Here is a 17,865-nt window from a genome sequence, read left to right as displayed (position 1 = left end):
CTTTCCTTCTACCGCATGCTTGGCATCGGCGATAGGTTCCGCAGACAAGCAGGAGAGTTTCGATGAACGCTTATGTCGATCGCGCAGGTCTGAAGATTGCTGGCGTCCTTGCCGAGTTCGTGGAACAGCGCGCCCTTCCGGGCACCGGGGTCGACGCAGACGCATTCTGGAGCGGTGCTGCTGATGTTTTTTTGCGCTTTGTCCCGCGCAACCGTGCGCTTTTGGCAAAGCGCGATGACCTGCAAGCGCAGATCGATGCCTGGCACAAGGAGCGCGCCGGCCAGCAGCAGGACATCGCGGCCTACAAGGCCTTCCTCACCGAAATCGGCTATCTCTTGCCGGAACCGGCACCATTTTGTGTTGCGCCCATCAACGTCGATCGCGAACTTGCCGAAGTTGCCGGTCCGCAGCTGGTGGTGCCCATTCTAAACGCCCGCTTCCTGCTGAACGCCGCAAATGCACGCTGGGGCAGTCTTTATGACGCGCTGTATGGCACAGACGCCATTCCCGGTGCGGCTGAGGGCAGGGGCTATGATGCCAAGCGCGGCGCGCAGGTCATCGCCTGGGCCAAGGCGTTCCTCGATCAAGCCGTGCCGCTGGCTTCGGGATCGTGGGCGGATTGGACAGGCGGCGAACTGGCGCTGCAGAACGCAGGGCAATTCGTGGGCCGGGCAGGGGACAATCTCCTTTTCAAGCACAACGGCCTGCACATCGAAATCGTGATTGATGCCACGCATCCGATTGGCAAGGGCGATCCTGCCAACATCGCCGATGTCGTGCTCGAAGCGGCGATTACCGCAATCTGCGATCTTGAGGATTCGGTCGCCGCCGTCGATGCCGAGGACAAGGTGGCTGCTTATGGCAACTGGCTGGGCCTGATGCAGGGCAATCTTGCGGACACTTTCGAGAAAGGCGGCAAGATGATGACGCGCCGCCTAAACCCGGACCGCAGCTATGTTGCGCCCGATGGCAGTGCGTTCACCCTGCCGGGCCGTTCGCTGCTGCTGGTGCGAAATGTCGGGCATCTGATGACCAATCCGGCAGTGCTTTTGCCCGATGGCAGCGAGGCGCCCGAGGGGATTCTTGACGGGATCGTTACCAGTCTGATCTCGATCCACGATCTGAAGCGCACAGGCAGCTTGCAGAACAGCCGCAGCGGCTCGGCTTATATCGTCAAGCCCAAGATGCACGGGCCGGAAGAGTGTGCATTTGCCAACGATCTGTTCGATGCGGTGGAAGACATGCTAGGCCTCTCGCGCCATACGCTCAAAATCGGCGTGATGGATGAAGAACGCCGCACCAGCGCCAACCTTGCCGCCTGCATCCATGCGGTGAAAGACCGGGTGATGTTCATCAACACCGGCTTTCTTGATCGTACCGGCGATGAAATGCACACCTCGATGCATGCCGGGCCAATGCTGCGCAAGGGCGACATGAAGACCAGTTCGTGGATCCTGGCGTACGAAGACCGCAACGTCCAGATCGGTCTTGCCTGTGGGCTTTCGGGCAAATCGCAGATTGGCAAGGGAATGTGGGCGATGCCCGACCGCATGGCCGACATGCTGGTGCAGAAGATCGGTCACCCGAAGACCGGCGCCAACACCGCCTGGGTGCCATCGCCCACCGCCGCCACGCTGCACGCCACGCACTATCATCAGGTCGATGTCTTCGCCCGGCAGGAACAGCGCCGCGCCGAGGGCATTGCCAGCCTTGATGCGCTGCTGACCATTCCCGTAGCAGCCGGCAAGAACTGGTCTGAAGCCGAAATACGCGACGAAATCGACAACAACGCGCAAGGCATCCTCGGCTATGTTGTGCGCTGGGTTGATCAGGGCGTAGGCTGTTCGAAGGTGCCGGACATCAACGATGTGGGCCTGATGGAAGACCGCGCAACGCTGCGCATTTCCAGCCAGCACATCGCCAACTGGCTGCTGCACGGCGTTGTTACCGCAGAACAGGTTGACGAAGCGCTGCTGCGCATGGCGGCCAAGGTCGATGCCCAGAACGCCGATGATCCGCTCTATCAGCCGATGGCAAGCGATCCGCAAGCCAGCCTTGCCTTTCAGGCCGCACGCGCGCTGGTCTTCGAAGGGTTGGCCCAGCCCAGCGGCTATACCGAACCGCTGCTCCACGCCTTCCGCCAGAAGGTCAAGGCAGCCTAATGTCAGCAGGCTCTGATTGCCGACAATGGTTGGCCAAGCCCCGTGTCAAGCACGGGGAGACGGGGCAGTGTCGTACAATTTGCTTTAGAGCCAGATGACTAGAGCCAAATGACGTAGGGGCTTTGCGGCTTACCCCAGCGCTTTCAACGCCGCACCTTTGCGGGCTTCATACCGGGCGGCCACGCCGCGGGTGAACTGCGGTGTGAAAACGGTGGAGACGGTGACGAATTCGGCCACGGCAGCGTCGGGCGTGATCGTCACCATCGTGTAGCCCTTCATGTCCTGATCGCAAAAGGCGACTTCGGGGCTTTGCGCGGTGATGATTTTGCCGAGGCCGGGGAGGAGCGAGCCGTAGGAGGGGCTGGTGATGGCGGTTGCGCCGAATTCTGCGCCGATGCGCGTGCCGCTATCGTCGTAGAGGTCGTTCGCCCATGCGGCGTGGCTGTCTCCGGCAAAGGCCAGCGGGTTTGCGCCGATTTTGCGCATGCTGGCGTAGAGCCGTTCGCGGGCAGGGGGGTAGCCGTCCCATGCGTCCATGTTGAAGGGAATGCCGGCCTTGAACGCGGCCTGAGAGCGGGCGATCTGGCCGCGATAGGCTTCGGGCATCTTGGCCAGCATCGCTTCGAACGTGGCATCGCCCAGCGCGGCGCGCAAATCTGGCCCCGGCACGCGCGCCATGACCACCTGATTGCCCAGCAATTGCCAAGGCTTGCCTGCCTTTACCGAGGCGGCGAAGGTGCTTTCCAACCACTGCAACTGCGCTGCGCCCAGCATTTCACGCGCAGGATCGTTGCGGGCGGCGAGCATGGCGGAGACTTGCGCCATATCGGGCGCTGCGCCTTTGCTGGCGATCTGTTCAGACCGGGCAAGCAGGCGGGTTTCGACCATGGCAAGCGTGGCGAGGTCGCCGAATTCGAAGCTGCGGTTGATCGCGGCAGGATCGGCCCCGGCCTTGGGATTGCGGATCGGCATCCATTCGAAATAGGCCTGAAGCGCAGCGGCTTTGCGCGCGCGCCAATCGCCTTCCTTGGCCGGATCGTGGTTCTCCGCGCCGCCGAGCCAGGCATCGTTGGCGGTTTCGTGATCATCCCACACGCAGATGAAGGCGGCGCGGGCGTGGGCGGCCTGCATCTGCGGATCGGCCTTCACCTGCGCATGGCGGCGACGGTAATCTGACAGGGTAACGATTTCGTGCGTGGGATCGGGCAGGCGGTTCAGCCGCTTGCCGATGTCTGCGCCATAGCCGTCTGCGCCGTATTCATAGATGTAATCGCCCAGATGCAGCACGGCATCGACGCGGTCCTGTGTGGCCAGATCGGCATAGGCATTGAACAGGCCGCCGGGATAGAGCGCGCAGGAGGCCAGCGCGATGACCAGTTTGTCAGTCTTGCCCACCGGGAGCGTGCGGAAGCGGCCCTTGGGGCTGGCGGTGCCATCGGCGGTGCGGAACCAGTACCAGTATTCGGTGGCGGGTTTGAGGCCTGCCACTTCGACCTTGGCGGTGTGATCGGCAGCGGCGGTGGCGGTGATCTTGCCCGATTTCAGCGGCTTTGCCGTGTCGCTGGTGGCCACATGCCAGGTGAGAGGCACATCGCCGCTTGCGCCTTCTGCCACGCTGGCGCGGGTCCACAGCACCGCGCCGTCAGCCGCCGGATCACCGCTGGCCACGCCGTGGCGGAAGCTGGCAGTCTTGAGCTTTGCGGCGGCGATGGCAGCAGGGGCCAGACCGATGCCGGTGCCCGCGCCCATGGCGGCGAGCAGATTGCGGCGGTTGATGGTGATCGTCATCGGTCTGGCTTCCTTGGTTGTCGTGTCAGGCTATCAGAACCGCGCGGTCAGCGCAGCGCCGAAGAAGCGCGGTTCGGCGGGGATGAAGGTGGGAATGCCGAAAGCGCGGCCGGTGTTGCCAGCATCCAGCAGATAGTCCTTGTTGGTCACGTTGCGCATGAAGGCCGAGATTTCATACTTGCCATCAGCAAACGACACACCGCCCCGCACGTTGACCAGTGTGACGGCCTTCTGGCTGAGCAGTTCGCTGTTGGGCAGTTCGAAGAAGATCTTGCTGCGATAGGTTACCGTCGGCGTCATGAACACGCGGATGCCATCGGCAACGGGGGCATCGATGGTGAAGCCGCCCGCCGCCTGCCATTCAGGCTGCAGGCGGAAGCGTGCGCCCGAGAAGGTGGGGGCAAAGGTGGTGTTCTTGTCGATCCCGCCATCGATATAGCCCACGTTGCCGAACAGGCGCAGCCAATCCGACGCTTTGATCGCCAGTTCCGCTTCAACCCCGAAGTTGCTGGCCGTGCCAGCGCTTTGCGTGATCGTGGTGCCATTGCCCTGCTGCACGCTGACCTGGAAGCCATCGTACTTCTGGTAATAGACGCCGATCGAGCCCGAAACCGGCCCGGTGGCGCCCTTAAGCCCCACTTCGTAATTCCACACGGTTTCTTCCGGCACGTTCTGCAGGTTCGCCTGCGGTGTGCCGTTCACCCGGGCCGCATTAAGCTGCACCACGGGGGAGCGACGGCCCTTCGAAATTGTGGCGAAGACGTTGGTCTGGTCCGACAGGCGATAGAGCACGTTGAAGCGCGGCAGGAAGGCGTTGGATTTTCCTGTCGCGCGGAAGGTCTTGCCGCCAGTATCGACCTGACCTGGCACCAGCGAGGTGGCGGTGGGGTTCAATGCCGGACGCGGGACGCGGGCGAAGTAGGTGGATTCGCGATCTTCCCACACATAGCGCGCGCCTACGGTCACTTCGATGGCAGGAGTGGGTATCCAGGTGGCGTCGGCAAAGACCGAGTAGGCGGTGTTGATGCCGCCGTTGATGAATTCCGACGAATAGGGGACTTGCGTGAACGCGCCATTGGTGGCGAGCGCGGTAGCCTGTGCGGCAGTGACGACGCCTGCGGAGTTGATGCAGCCAAGGCCGGGGATGATGTTGGCCGCACACTGCAAGAACGTGCCTTCTTCGGAGCTGAACGGCACGGCCTGTGTGCTGTCTTCCTTGAACACGTTCCACCCGGCAGAGGCGCGGATCGTGCTGGACTGATAGCTGAAGCGGCCTTCGTGGCTGGCCTGCCAACCCTTGGCGTTTTCAGCAAATTCCAGATACCACGCGGCGCTGCCATCGGCATCGAACACTTCGCGGCTATCAAATTCGCGGTAGCCGTTGACGGTGGTGAAAGTGATCTCGTCGGTCAGTTCGGCAGCAACGGTCAGGTTGGCGTCATAGACATCGCGGTTGAGGCCAAGCTGCGAATTGCCAAGGACCGCGGCGGAAAGAGGGGAGCCGCCAAGGTTGGCCTTGCCAAACGGATTGGCCGGGCCTGCCGACGTGGCATAAGTGCCCGAAACGAAGGGCGTGCCGCCGTTGCGCTGACGGTCATAAGTGCCGATAAGGTCCACGGTTACGCGGTCTGACGGTTTCCAGCGGATCGAAGTGCGCAGGCCAAGCTGGTCTTGTGCATAAAGCTCTTCTTCCTGCGAAGGAGCGAGATTTTCGACGTATCCGTTGCGCGTGCGCCATTCGAAGGCGATGCGGGCGGCGATCTTGTCATCACCGGAATTGAGGAAGCCGCCGAGCAGGGTCTGGCCGAAATTGCCGATGCCGCCGGTGATCATTCCCGAAACGCCCGGCTGCGGGCGGGCAGAGACGAGGCTGATTGCGCCAACGGCAGAGGCTGTGCCAAACAGTGTGGCTTGCGGGCCCTTGATCACTTCGACGCGTTCAAGATCATAGATCGCCTGATAGGACCCGCGTGACCGCGAGATATCGACGCCGTTGTAATAGAGCGTGACGCGCGGGCCCTGCTGCGCCGAGCCGGAATCCGAGGTGATGCCGCGGATCACGACGCCGGGATTGTTGGCGCTCTGCTCCTGAATGTTGAGGCCGGGGACATAGGCGGACAGCTCGTCAAGGTCTGAAACGCCCAGTTCGCGAATGCGATCACCAGTGACGGCTGAAATAGTGATTGGAACATCGACAAGTTTCTGTTCGAATTTCTGCGCTGTTACGACAATAGTATCAGCGGCTTCACCTTCAGGCGCCGGGGTAATATTGTCCTGTGCCCAAGAATTGGGTGCGAAAAGCAGTGTTGATACCAGTGCCGAACCGATCAATAGTGTTGTTTTCATTTGACCCACCTGTTGTGATGCAGGGCGGATAGGGTGGCAATGTTTCGCGGATGTGACGAAGATCACGTCCTTTTTTGCTGACGCGTGACGATCCGATACATCCTTCGGGGCAGGTTTTGCGCAAGATGCGCGCCTCGCTTGCCATTAATCGTCCGATTAATTACCCTGCTGCCAACAAGATCAAGCAGATTCGGGATGGGAGCGGCGCATGGCCGGAAGTGCTGGGCTGGACACGTTCGATTATATCGTGATCGGGGCAGGCAGCGCCGGAGCCGTGCTGGCGGCGCGGTTGACCGAAGATGCAGCTGTGCGCGTGCTGCTGCTGGAGGCGGGCGGGGCCAATACATCGGTGCTGGTGCGCATGCCGGCGGGCGTGGGCACGCTGATCAAGCAAAAGAGCAAACACAACTGGGGCTTCTGGAGCGAGCCGGAGCCGCACATGGATGGCCGCCGCATGTGGCATCCGCGGGGCAAGGGGCTGGGCGGATCATCCGCGATCAACGGCATGGTCTATATCCGGGGCCACGCGCGCGATTATGACCAGTGGCGGCAGCTGGGGCTTGAGGGGTGGTCCTATGCCGATGTCTTGCCCTACTTCCGCAAGGCCGAGGATTATTGCGCCAATGATCCAAATGGCGGCGCAGGCGAGTTCCATGGTGCAGGCGGGCCGCTGAAGGTGAATTGGGGCGAGCGGTCCGACCACCCCCTCTATCGCGGGATCATCGAAGCCGGGCGGCAGGCCGGGCACAAAGTGACGCCCGATTTCAACGGGGCGGATCAGGAAGGGTTCGGACGGTATCAGCTGACCATCAACGATGGAGAGCGATGGAGCGCGGCGCGCGGGTATCTGACACCGATTGTGGGCACGCGGCGCAATCTGCAGGTGGTGACCGGTGCGCGGGTGCACCGGATCGTGGTGGAAGGCGGGCGCGCGGTGGGGGTGGAATATAGCCTTGGGCAGGGCAAGCCGCTGCGATCGGCGCAAGCGGGGCGCGAAGTGCTGCTGTGTGCAGGGGCGTTTCAGTCTCCGCAAATCCTGCAATTGTCGGGCATTGGTGATCCCGAAAAGCTGAAAAGCCATGGCATCGCCCCGGTCCATGCATTGAAGGGTGTGGGCGACAACCTGCAGGACCATCTGGATGTGACGCTCAACTGGGCCTGCACGCAGCCGGTATCGCTTTACAGCGAGATAAAGGGGTTGCGGCAGCTTATGGTAGGGCTGCACTATATGCTGACGGGCAAGGGCACCGGGCGGCAAAACGGGCTGGAAGCGGGGGCCTTTCTTAAATCGCGGCCCGATCTGGACCGGCCCGATCTGCAGATCCACTTTGTGATCGCGATCATGCAGGAACATGCCAAGGTGCAGGTGAAGCGCGATGGCTTTACGCTGCACGTGTGCCAGCTGCGCCCGGAAAGCCGGGGCAGGGTGGGGCTGAGCAGCGCCGATCCTTATGCCGACCCTGCAATCATGGCCAATTTTCTGGCTGCTGAGGAGGACCGCCGGGTTGTGCGCGAGGGCATCCGCATCGCGCGGCATGTGGCGGCGCAGGATGCGCTGGCCCCCTATCGCGGCGAGGAAATCTGGCCCGGCGTGGCTGTGCAATCGGATGAAGATATCGACGCCTGGGTGCGGGCCAAGGGCGAGACGATCTATCACCCGGTGGGCACGGCAAAGATGGGCACGCGCGATGATCCGATGGCGGTGGTGGACAGGGACTGCAAGGTGATCGGGCTGGAGGGCCTGCGTGTGGTTGATGCTTCTGTCATTCCCCTGCTGATCGGGGGGAATACCAATGCCCCCACGATCATGATTGCCGAAAAGATCGCCGACGTGATCCGGGGGCGGGCGGCGCTGGCGGCTGCGGCCTGATAACGCAAACATAAATGCGACAGTGCAGGCTTGAAATCCATCTGATGTCTGCTTAGGGTAGCGTTACCAATTGTGAAGGCCCCTTGCGGGCTGACGGGACGCTTGCCGGGGGATGGATTGATGATGACAGGTCTTGCGGCTTGCCTTCCGCACGATCATGCGCAGGGGCTCTTTCTGGGCCGCGCGCAGAGCGAGGCCGGGCCGCATGTGATTATGCTGCGCCATGGCCGGATTTATGACATGACGGCGCTGGCCAGCACTTCATCGGGCGCGATTGCGCGGCGGGTGTTTGATGGCGGTGTGGAGCTTGGGGCGGTTTCCGATGGTCTGCCCGATGGCTGGCGGCTGATCACCCCGGTTGATCTTCAATGCATCAAGGCCTGCGGCGTGACCTTTGCGTTGAGCGCGATCGAGCGCGTGATTGAAGAGCGCGCGCGCGGCGATGCGGCCACTGCGGCCACGATCCGGGGGGATCTGGAAAGCAAGATCGGCGCAGGCATCCGCGCGGTGGTGCCAGGCAGTGACGAGGCTATGGCGCTGAAGGCACTGCTGATCGAACAGGACATGTGGTCACAATATCTGGAAGTCGCGATTGGGCCGGATGCGGAAGTCTTTTCCAAATCGCCGGTGCTTTCGACTGTTGGCCATGAGGCGCTGATCGGGGTGCGATCGGATTCCGCATGGAACAACCCCGAACCCGAAGTGGTGCTGGTGGTTGATCCGGCGGGCGAAGTCGTGGGCGCGATGCTGGGCAATGATGTGAACTTGCGCGATTTTGAAGGGCGGTCGGCGCTGCTGCTGTCCAAGGCCAAGGACAACACGGCATCGTGCGCGCTGGGGCCGTTCATTCGTCTGTTCGACGATGGCTTTGGCATTGATGATGTGCGCAGTGCGCAAGTGGAACTGGTGGTCGAGGGGCTGGACAACTTCCGCATGGAAGGCACCAACCACATGTCCGAAATCAGCCGCGATCCGCTCAATCTGGTGGAGCAGACGCTGAGCGAGCATCACTATCCCGATGGCTTCGTGCTGTTCTGCGGCACGCTGTTTGCGCCGGTGCAGGATCGCGATACGCCGGGCGCGGGCTTTACCCACAAGGTGGGGGACCGGGTGACGATCCGTTCGGAGCGGCTGGGCACGCTTTCCAACACGGTCACCACATCGCGCGATGCGCCGCCATGGACCAACGGCATTGCCGCATTCATGCGCAATCTGGCCCAGCGCGGGCTGGTGGACTGCGCATGAAACGCAGCGCTTCTGTGGCCGATGCTGCACATCATCATGTGCAACATATCGCGCAGCACCATATACCGCATCATGCCGATCCCCATGTCAACGAAGGGCGCGCCAAGGAGCGTGCGCAATATCCCAGCCTGCGGGGCAAGCGGGTGATCGTGACCGGCGGGGCGAGCGGGATTGGCGAGGCGATTGTGGCGGGCTTCGCGATGCAGGGCGCGCGCGTAGGCTTTGTCGATGTCGCGGCCGATGCGGCGAGCGCTCTGACAGCGCGGCTCGATGCGGATGCGGGCGTGGAATACACCCCGCTGCTGCGCGTGCAGGACGTGGCCGATTGCGATGGCCTTTCGCGGGCGATGAACAGCCTGGCCGAGGCGCTGGGTGGGTGCGATGTGCTGATCAACAATGCCGCCAGCGATGACCGGCACGAGATTGACGATGTGACGCCTGCCTATTGGGATGATCGCATTGCGGTGAACCTGCGCCATGCGTTCTTTGCGTCCAAGGCGGTGTGGCCTGCGATGAAGGCGCAAAGTGAAGGTGTGATCCTGAACCTCGGCTCGATATCATGGCATCTGGGGCTGGATGATCTGGCGCTCTATCAGGTGGCCAAGGCCGGGATCGAGGGACTTACCCGAAGCTTGGCTCGCGAGCTTGGCCCGTGGAACATCCGCGTGAACACGATCATTCCGGGCAACGTGCAAACCGAGCGGCAAATGCGCTGGTACACGCCCGAAGGCGAGGCCGAGATCGTGGCCGCGCAATGCGTGAAGAGGCGGCTGCAGCCCGAGGACATTGCCGCAATGGCGCTGTTCCTTGCGTCTGATGATGCGCGCTATTGCACGGGGCACGAATATTGGGTGGATGGTGGCTGGCGTTAATGCCTGATAAGTCAAGCGAATGATAAGAAGATTGTGGAGAGTGCGATGAGGAATTCCAAGGCAAAGTCCGCGCTTTCAGCGATTATGACGCTGACCATGCTGCACGCTTCGGGTGCAGCATTGGCGCAACCGGCTATAAGTTCGTCTACACGCACAGACGCGCTGCCGGTGGGGGCTTGCATCAACATGGGCAACCATCTGGAACCGCCCAGCGAAGGCGCATGGGGCCGGGCGATTGCCGACGATGACTTTGCGATTATCGCGAAGGCCGGATTCAAAACGATACGGTTACCGGTGCGCTGGACCGCGCACCTCGACAGCGCCGATCGGATTGATCCGAAGTTCATGGATCGCGTGGCGACCGTGGTGGCGCAGGCCCGCAAGGCCGGGCTGAACGTGATGTTGAACGATCACAACTTCGACGCGTTGATGACCGATCCCGACGGGCAGAAGCTGCGGCTTGCCACGGTGTGGCGGCAAGTGGCCGCACGCTTTGCCAAGGAGCCGCGCGAGCACGTGTGGTTCGAGATTGCCAACGAGCCGCACAACAAGCTGACCAACGCCAACCTGCTGGCAACGCTGGCCCCGGCGCTTGCCGCGATCCGTGAAAGCAATCCTGATCGGCCGGTGATTATTGGCGGCGAAAACTGGAGCGGCATCAATTCGCTGGCTACGTTGCAATTGCCCAATGACCCGCACGTGGTGCCGACGGTGCATTATTACGATCCGTTTGAATTCACGCATCAGGGAGCCGAATGGGTATCGCCCAGCCCGAAGATGGGCCGCGAATTCGGCACGGCGGCGGACAAGGCGCAACTGGCTGCCGATGTGGCCAAGTTGCAGGCCTATGTCCAGCGCACCGGCAAGACGCCGTTCATTGGTGAATTTGGCGCCATCGACAAGATCGGGCGGGAGCAGCGCGTGCTCTATATGGATACGGTGCGCAAGGGCTGGTCGCAGGCGGGCATTGGCACATGCGCCTGGGCCTATACCAACACCTTCCCGCTTTATGACAGCGCCAGCCGCCAGTGGGTGACCGGGATGCGCGCGGCGATGGGCCTGCCAGAAGATGTGGCTGAGCCACCAAAGGCGGCACCGATGACCTCATCGGCCCAAGGCCAGTCCCCCGCGCTTCAGGCGCTCGACGATGCGCTGCCCGGAAAACTGATCAACGATCCGACCAATCTGGACTGGCCCGTGTTCGGCCCCGGCGCAACCAGCAAGCCGGTGAAAACGCCCGAAGCACCCGGCGGTGGCGCGTTGCAGATCAAGACCGCGCGGCGCGGTGCGCAGATCTATGAAGTGGGGGCCAATGCGCCCATCAGCGCCGCGATCAAGGCGGGGCAGCGCATTACCGTGGCGTTCTATGCCCGCACGATCAAGGCCGAAACGCCCGACGAACAGGGCGTCATCGGCGTGCGCGTGCAGCAGAACATCGCGCCTTATGGCGGCTTTGCCGACACGACCCTGAAAGTGGGTGCGGAATGGAAGCTTTATGAAGTGACCGCCCTTGCCGACCGCGATCTTCCGGCGGGAGAGGCCGTGGTCGGGTTCCAGTTGGCTGGAGCCAAGCAGACCATCGAGATCGGCCAGACGATCGTTGTGGAAGGCGCGGCCAGCATTGTCGGCACGCCTGCCGCAGTTGCCACCGCAGCATTGCCGACGCAATTGGCGGGCAAGGGCACACTGGTGAGCGATGCGACAGCTTTTGACAAATGGGCGGTTTATGGCCCGGGTCTGACCAGCAAGGCGGGCCCTGCCAGCGGCGTTCCGGGCGGAAAGGCTCTGACGCTGAGCAACCCGGCAAAGACGCCGCAAGTGCACGATGTGGGCGTGCTGGTGCCGATCAATGCTCCTATTGCCGAAGGCGATATCATGATCGTGGGCGTGCTGGCGAGGGCGACAGAGAGCGAGTCTGCCGATGGCGTGGCGCGCATTGCCCTGCGCGTGCAGCAAAACGCCGAACCTTATGATGGGTTTGCCGACAACACTCTGCCGATTGGCCCCACATGGAAGCTGATCCAGCTGAAGACGCAGGCGCAGATCGATATTGCGCAAGGGCAGGGCGTGGTTGCGCTGCACTTTGGCGGGGCGCGGCATACAGTTGAAATTGCAGGTGTTTATGTCCTGAACGGCGTGGCACCTTGATCCTATCTGATAACCGGAGACCAGCGATGACCGTGACCCGCCGTGAAAGCCTGACAATGATGGGTGCGGCTGCGGCAACGCTGGCCGTTGGCTCGGGCAGCGCCATTGCGCAAGATGCGCCGCAACCATCGCTGAATGCTTTGGCCAAGGCCAAGGGCATGCGGTTCGGCTCTGCCGTGGCAGGTGGGGGTGGGGGCGGCACGTGGCGCAATCCGAAAAATGCCGCACTGGTGGCGGCAGAGTGCGGCGTGATCGTGCCCGAAAATGAACTGAAGTGGCAGGCGATCCGGCCATCGGCCACACGCTTTGAATTTGGCGCGTTTGATGGGATTGCCGATTTTGCCAAAGCCAAGGGGCTGGGCCTGCGCGGGCACACGCTGCTGTGGCACCGGCCCAAATGGATGCCGGGCTGGATGGAAACGCACGATTTTGGTGGGCAGCCTGCAACGGCCGCTGCGGCGATGATGACAAACCATGTGGAGACTGTCTGCGCGCGCTATCAGGGGCGCATCTCATCGTATGATGTAGTGAACGAAACCGTGTTGCCCGAAGACGGCAAGCTGGCGCAGACCGCGTTATCGCAAGCGATGGGTGGCACTGAGGCGTTGGTGGATTTGGCGTTTCATACCGCGCGCCGCGCAGCGCCCGAGGTGGAGCTGGTCTATAACGATTACATGAGCTGGGAGCCCGGCAACGAATTGCACCGCAAGGGCGTGCTGACGCTGCTCGAAGGGTTTCGCAAGCGCGGCACGCCTGTGGATGCTCTGGGCATCCAGTCACACCTGATTGCACCATTGCCGGGCGCTGCGCAGCAGCGCGAATGGCGGCGTTTCATCGATGAAGTGGTGGCGATGGGTTATGGCCTGGTCATCACCGAATTCGACGTGCGCGACCGGCAATTGCCGGCCGATGTGGCATTGCGTGATCGCGTAGTGGCCGAGACGACCAAAGCCTATTGTGACATGATGTTCAGCTATTCCCAGCTGCGCGATGTGCTGGCCTGGGGACTGGTCGACACGTTCTCGTGGCTGCAAGGGTTTGAACCGCGCAGCGACGGCGAAGTGGCGCGCGGGTGCCCCTATGACGTGGCGTTCAAGGCCAAGCCGATGCGTGAGGCAATTGCGGCGGCGTTTGCGGCGGCGCCTGTGCGGGGGTGATAGCCGGGTTGGTATTGCCCGGTTTCGATCAGGGCAATACCATCGGGATAGCGGATCGTGCCTTCGTCTGTTTGGCGAGTTTGCGGTCAAACGTTATGAACGACTGGCAATGGGCTGACAGGGCAAAATGCAGGGCATCGCCAAAATCCATGCCGCCTTCGAACCAGTCTAGCGCCGTGGCGACAGCTTGTGGCCCGTCTAAATTTACGTTGGGAAGCCCGCCCACAGCACGCAGTCCCGTGGCAATCATGCCGCGGGAAATGCCGTAGCCTGCGCGCAATACCCATTCGGTTCCGATCAAGACGGTCACCGGAATGTGGATCTCGCCCGCTTCAAAGGCTTTTCGGGCGATCTTTGCCTGCCTTGGGTCATCGCCGGTCAGGAAGCGGACTAGGACATTGGTATCAATCGCGCGCACGGCGCTGGGCCTCTGCCGCGATTGCCGCATCCATTTCTTCAAGCGAGAGCGGCTTGCCGGTGTGAGGCAGGGACGCAAACACAGCTTCGATGGATGTTGGCGGGAATGACGGACTGGCCCTGAGCAGCACGCCTTCGGGCGTTTCTTCAACTGTGAGGCGCGTGCCGGGCGGCCATTGGCGATGATCACGCACGGCTTTGGGCAGAATGACTTGCCCTTTGGTGGAAATCACGGTGGTGATCCGGTCCGGCCTAATCTTCGTCCAATGCGTGTGCAAGACGCCGGTAAGATACAGCGCAGCAGCACGACACGCAATAATTGAGACAAAAAATGGGGCGCTGGCAATGCCAGCGCCCCAGTGCTGTTCGCAGTGGTCGGAGCAGATCAGAGCGTCAAGCGCGCCGAAATGGTGAAGCGACGGTCTGTCTTGTACCACTGACGAGGGACCAGAAGGATCTTCTTGTTCGGATCAGCGGCGGGCCGATCATACACTGCAGCGGCCGTTTTCACGAGCGAGTCCAGCAGGTTGACGCCCTGAACGCCGAGCGTGAAGTTCTTGTTCACCCGCAGGAAAATCGAGGCATCGAGCTGACCATAGGGCCGCTGGAAGACAGGATCGAACGGCGTGATCACATCGCGCAGCGTCAGCAGGAACTGCGAACGCCAGCTGTAGGCTGCACGCACCGTGACCGCACCCTTTTCATAGTATGGCACGATGTTGAACGTGTGGCGCGACAGGCCCTGGAGCGGGAAGCTGTCACCCGGAATGGTCGACACGAGGCCTGCAGCAACGTCAGGATCGGTCGGGTTCAAGGTGGACTGCGGAACGCCCTGTGAATCGACGAAGGTGTAGTTTGCCTGCAAGCCAAGGCCGCCGAGAATGCCAGGCAGGAACGAGTAGTTCTGCTGATAAGCAACTTCGAAGCCCTTGATCTTGCCCACATCAGGCGAGTTGATCGGCTGCGTGGAGTTGACGAAGGCCGTGGCCGAACCCACCGGGATCTGGGTGGATGTGTTGGCATTGGTCAGCACGTTCTTCAGCCGTTTGTAGAACAGCGCGACCGTGAACTGACCGCCGTTTCCGAAGTAGTATTCGCCGGTGATATCGAAGTTGTCTGCTTCGATCGGACGCAGCAACGGATTGCCCGCAACGATATTGCCGGTGAGGAACGGCGCGTTATTGTTCACCGCCTGATCGGCGCGCACCGCAATCTGATCAATGCGCTGGAAGTTGCGGGTGAGGCCGAATTCGGGCGGCGTTACGCCCTTGAAGTAGGCGGCACGGAACTGCAGCCCGCCACCCATTTCAAGGCGGACGTTGAAGCTGGGCAGCCAGTATTCATAGCGCAGATTGGCAACCGATGGCACGAAGGCCGAAACCCCGCCGGTGTCAGATGCGACCAGAGCTTGTTGCACATCGCCCGGGAGACGGCAGAACGGACTGTTGTTCGGCTGTCCGTCCGGCTGCTGAACCGAGCACGCTTCAAGCTGGGTGCCAAACTGGTTTGCCGCCTGAGCGATGAACGATCCACCGAAGGCCTGGCGGTTGGTGCGGGTATAGCGCAGGCCGATGTTGCCCGAAATGCGCTTTTCACCACCCAGATCCTTGCCGAAGTTGGCCATCACATAGGCCGCGTTGTTTTCTTCGGTGGCAGAGTTCACTTCGCCGGGCAGGTATGAGGTGCCGGGGATTACGCCAACGCGCTGTGGCAGGGGACGCCAGCCCGTGCCACCATCCCATGACTGGTTGATGGCCAGTGCAAAGGCGCGGTAGGCCGCAACATCTTCTGCCGGGTTGCCATTATAGAACAAGCGCCCTTCGCCCGCCGGGCTGCCCGTGCGGCCGCCGAAGAAGTTGGGGAAGCTGTACACCGCGTAGCCCGGAGGCGTTTGCTGGCTGACTTCGCTGTCCATCCAGCGTGGGCCGCCATTGCCCCACTGTTCGGACAAGACACCCCAGTTGTAGGCGGAGAAACGCGCCACCTGATCACGCTTGGCATAACGATAGCCAGCCTTGATCGAATTGATGAACGAATCATCATCGAAGGTATAAAGCAGGTCAACACGTGCAGCGTCAGACTGGCCTTCGCTCTGCTCTTCGTGGTCCATCGACGAGCGCCAGAAGCTGTTGAACGGGCTGATGAAGCTTTGATTCGCGCCGGTGAAGTAGGTCTGGCTGCCTGCGCCATTGGGGCAGTTGGGGCTGCAGTTCTGAACCGGCAGCAATTCGATCTGCGGTAATTCGAAGCCGTTGTTGGTGATCTTGGCGTTCTGATAGGTGGTTGCCCAGATACCATTGTCGACGACATTCACGGTGGAATCGACGCGCTGGTAATCGAACGTCGCGGTCAGTCGCTCGCTCACCTTCCACTTCAGGTTGGCCGAGTAATCCTTGACGATGTTGTTTTCAACATGGCCACGGCGGATGTTGTTGCTTTGCAAGCCGAAGCCGGGAACGCGGCCAAAGCCGGTGGCGAAATCGGCATCCGCGCGCCAGCCGGTGGCACCGGTGATCACGCCGTTGTTGAAGACGCCGCTATCATTGAACGAGAATTGCGTCCCGGGCAGGGCAAAGGCACCACCGTTGCTGTCGACGTTGTCCGTCGCCACTTCGATGGTGTACTCACCCCAGTTCTGCTTGGCTTCGGTGCGCAGGAATTCGAATGTCGCCTCAAGCGCGCCGTCATTGCTGCGCCACTGCAGCGCGGCCGAGCCGCCGATACGTTCACGGTTGAAGCTTTGCGAACCGGCCACGGCACCTGCCGGGATCAGGCCATAGCTGGCGGCGGGAGCTGATCCTGCCGGCAGGATTTGCACGCCGTTGGCATCAAGCGGAATTGGGCGGAAGCGCGAAATGGCGATACGGTCTGCGCGGGTGAACAGCTGCGAATAGTTGAAGCTGCCCAGAATGCCGATATCACCGATTGGCGTCTGCCACTGGTTTGAAGCGACAATGGAGGCTGTCGGCGCGCTCTTGCGCACGAAATCGCCGTAGTTGTTTTCAACCGTTGCAGCGAGGAAGAAGCCCCGGCGATCAAACGGCTTGCGCGTGCGCAGATCGACCGTACCAGCGATGCCGCCCTCGATGCGGTCAGCCGGGACGGCCTTGTACACATCGACGCCGCCGAGCAGTTCGGCCGGGATATCGGCAAAGCCAAGGCCACGCCCGTTGTTAGCGGTAAAGGCATCGCGTCCGTTGAACTCCGAACGGACATAGGTAAGGCCGCGCACGACCACGCCAGAACCTTCGGCAGCGAAGTGATCGGGATCGACACCAGCGGCAAAGCGGTTGATCGAGATGCCGGGGATGCGCTGCAGCGTTTCGGTGACCGACCGGTCTGGCAGTGCGCCAATGTCATCAGCCGAGATGGAATCGACGATGGTATTGGAATTGCGCTTTTTCTTCTGTGCCGTTTCAAGGCTGGCGCGATAGCCGGTGACAATAATGGCGCCTGCCTGATCGGTGGCAGAAGGTGTTGCCGGGGTGGCCGCAGGCGTTTCTGCCGCGTCTGGTGCAGCCTGCTGATCCTGCGCCGTGGCGGGTGCAGCAATACCCAGCAATGTCAAAGCGATAAGCGAAGATCCGGCCATTGCGGCGGTCTTGCGCTGCCACGATGTGTGGCGCGACTTTGACAGACATGATTCCTCTGAAAATTGCATTTGCAGCCCCTCTCCCTAAACCGACGCAAACAAGTTAACGGCACCATTCGCTGGAGTCCGAAACCATGATTGCGCTAACATTGGGTTTTGATTACGTCAACACGGAACCAAGCGCAATAGTCATGCTGCGATTTGTGCTGCACTTTTATGCAGGCTTAATTAGCGCTATCGAACGCCTGTCAGGGGCTTAAGTCTGAGG

At 61.6% G+C, this 17,865-nt stretch carries 11 protein-coding genes; 6 read left to right on the top strand and 5 right to left on the bottom strand.

Annotated elements, in window-relative coordinates; genetic code table 11:
• Positions 1-62: 62 nt before the first annotated feature.
• A complete protein-coding gene (locus AC2A1F_RS06580) occupies positions 63-2,162 on the top strand; it encodes a malate synthase G (protein WP_484207934.1) in 2,100 nt (699 codons plus the stop codon).
• Positions 2,163-2,291: 129 nt separating this feature from the next.
• Here AC2A1F_RS06580 and AC2A1F_RS06575 read toward each other — a convergent pair whose 3' ends face one another.
• Positions 2,292-3,950, bottom strand: a complete 1,659-nt coding sequence (locus tag AC2A1F_RS06575) for an alkaline phosphatase D family protein (protein WP_484207933.1) — start codon at positions 3,948-3,950, stop codon at positions 2,292-2,294.
• 33 nt (positions 3,951-3,983) lie between these two features.
• Positions 3,984-6,296, bottom strand: a complete 2,313-nt coding sequence (locus tag AC2A1F_RS06570; protein ID WP_484207932.1) for a TonB-dependent receptor — start codon at positions 6,294-6,296, stop codon at positions 3,984-3,986.
• Positions 6,297-6,504: 208 nt separating this feature from the next.
• Here AC2A1F_RS06570 and AC2A1F_RS06565 point away from each other — a divergent pair, with 208 nt between their 5' ends.
• The 5 genes from AC2A1F_RS06565 to AC2A1F_RS06545 all read left to right on the top strand — a co-directional run bounded on the left by AC2A1F_RS06565 (position 6,505) and on the right by AC2A1F_RS06545 (position 13,588).
• Positions 6,505-8,166 (top strand): choline dehydrogenase, encoded by a 1,662-nt coding sequence (locus AC2A1F_RS06565; protein WP_484207931.1) that lies wholly within the window; start codon positions 6,505-6,507, stop codon positions 8,164-8,166.
• Between the two features lie 120 nt (positions 8,167-8,286).
• Positions 8,287-9,411, top strand: coding sequence for a fumarylacetoacetate hydrolase family protein (locus tag AC2A1F_RS06560; RefSeq protein WP_484207930.1), 1,125 nt, complete (start codon positions 8,287-8,289; stop codon positions 9,409-9,411).
• The gene (gene xylB, locus AC2A1F_RS06555; protein ID WP_484207929.1) at positions 9,408-10,283 is read left to right on the top strand and encodes a D-xylose 1-dehydrogenase; all 876 of its coding nucleotides are present in this window, start codon (positions 9,408-9,410) and stop codon (positions 10,281-10,283) included. Before AC2A1F_RS06560 ends, xylB begins: the two co-directional genes overlap by 4 nt.
• Positions 10,284-10,328: 45 nt before the next feature.
• Positions 10,329-12,431 carry a glycoside hydrolase family 5 protein gene (locus AC2A1F_RS06550; protein ID WP_484207928.1) on the top strand — a complete coding sequence of 701 codons (2,103 nt, stop codon included), beginning with the start codon at positions 10,329-10,331 and terminating at the stop codon, positions 12,429-12,431.
• A 26-nt stretch (positions 12,432-12,457) separates the two neighbouring features.
• Positions 12,458-13,588, top strand: a complete 1,131-nt coding sequence (locus tag AC2A1F_RS06545) for an endo-1,4-beta-xylanase (RefSeq protein ID WP_484207927.1) — start codon at positions 12,458-12,460, stop codon at positions 13,586-13,588.
• A 28-nt stretch (positions 13,589-13,616) separates the two neighbouring features.
• Here AC2A1F_RS06545 and AC2A1F_RS06540 read toward each other — a convergent pair whose 3' ends face one another.
• From AC2A1F_RS06540 to AC2A1F_RS06530, 3 genes are all read right to left on the bottom strand, one after another.
• Entirely contained in the window at positions 13,617-14,006 is a 390-nt protein-coding gene (locus tag AC2A1F_RS06540) for a type II toxin-antitoxin system VapC family toxin (protein WP_484207926.1), read from the bottom strand.
• Positions 13,993-14,238 (bottom strand): AbrB/MazE/SpoVT family DNA-binding domain-containing protein, encoded by a 246-nt coding sequence (locus AC2A1F_RS06535; RefSeq protein WP_484207925.1) that lies wholly within the window; start codon positions 14,236-14,238, stop codon positions 13,993-13,995. The genes AC2A1F_RS06540 and AC2A1F_RS06535 overlap by 14 nt, the downstream gene beginning before the upstream one ends.
• 152 nt (positions 14,239-14,390) lie before the next feature.
• Positions 14,391-17,666, bottom strand: a complete 3,276-nt coding sequence (locus tag AC2A1F_RS06530; protein WP_484207924.1) for a TonB-dependent receptor — start codon at positions 17,664-17,666, stop codon at positions 14,391-14,393.
• Between the last annotated feature and the right edge of the window lie 199 nt (positions 17,667-17,865).

The sequence above is a fragment of the Novosphingobium sp. HNCC26BN242 genome, from assembly GCF_057180525.1.
Note: the sequence above shows the minus strand (reverse complement) of the source record. Positions and strands in the feature narration are given on the sequence as shown.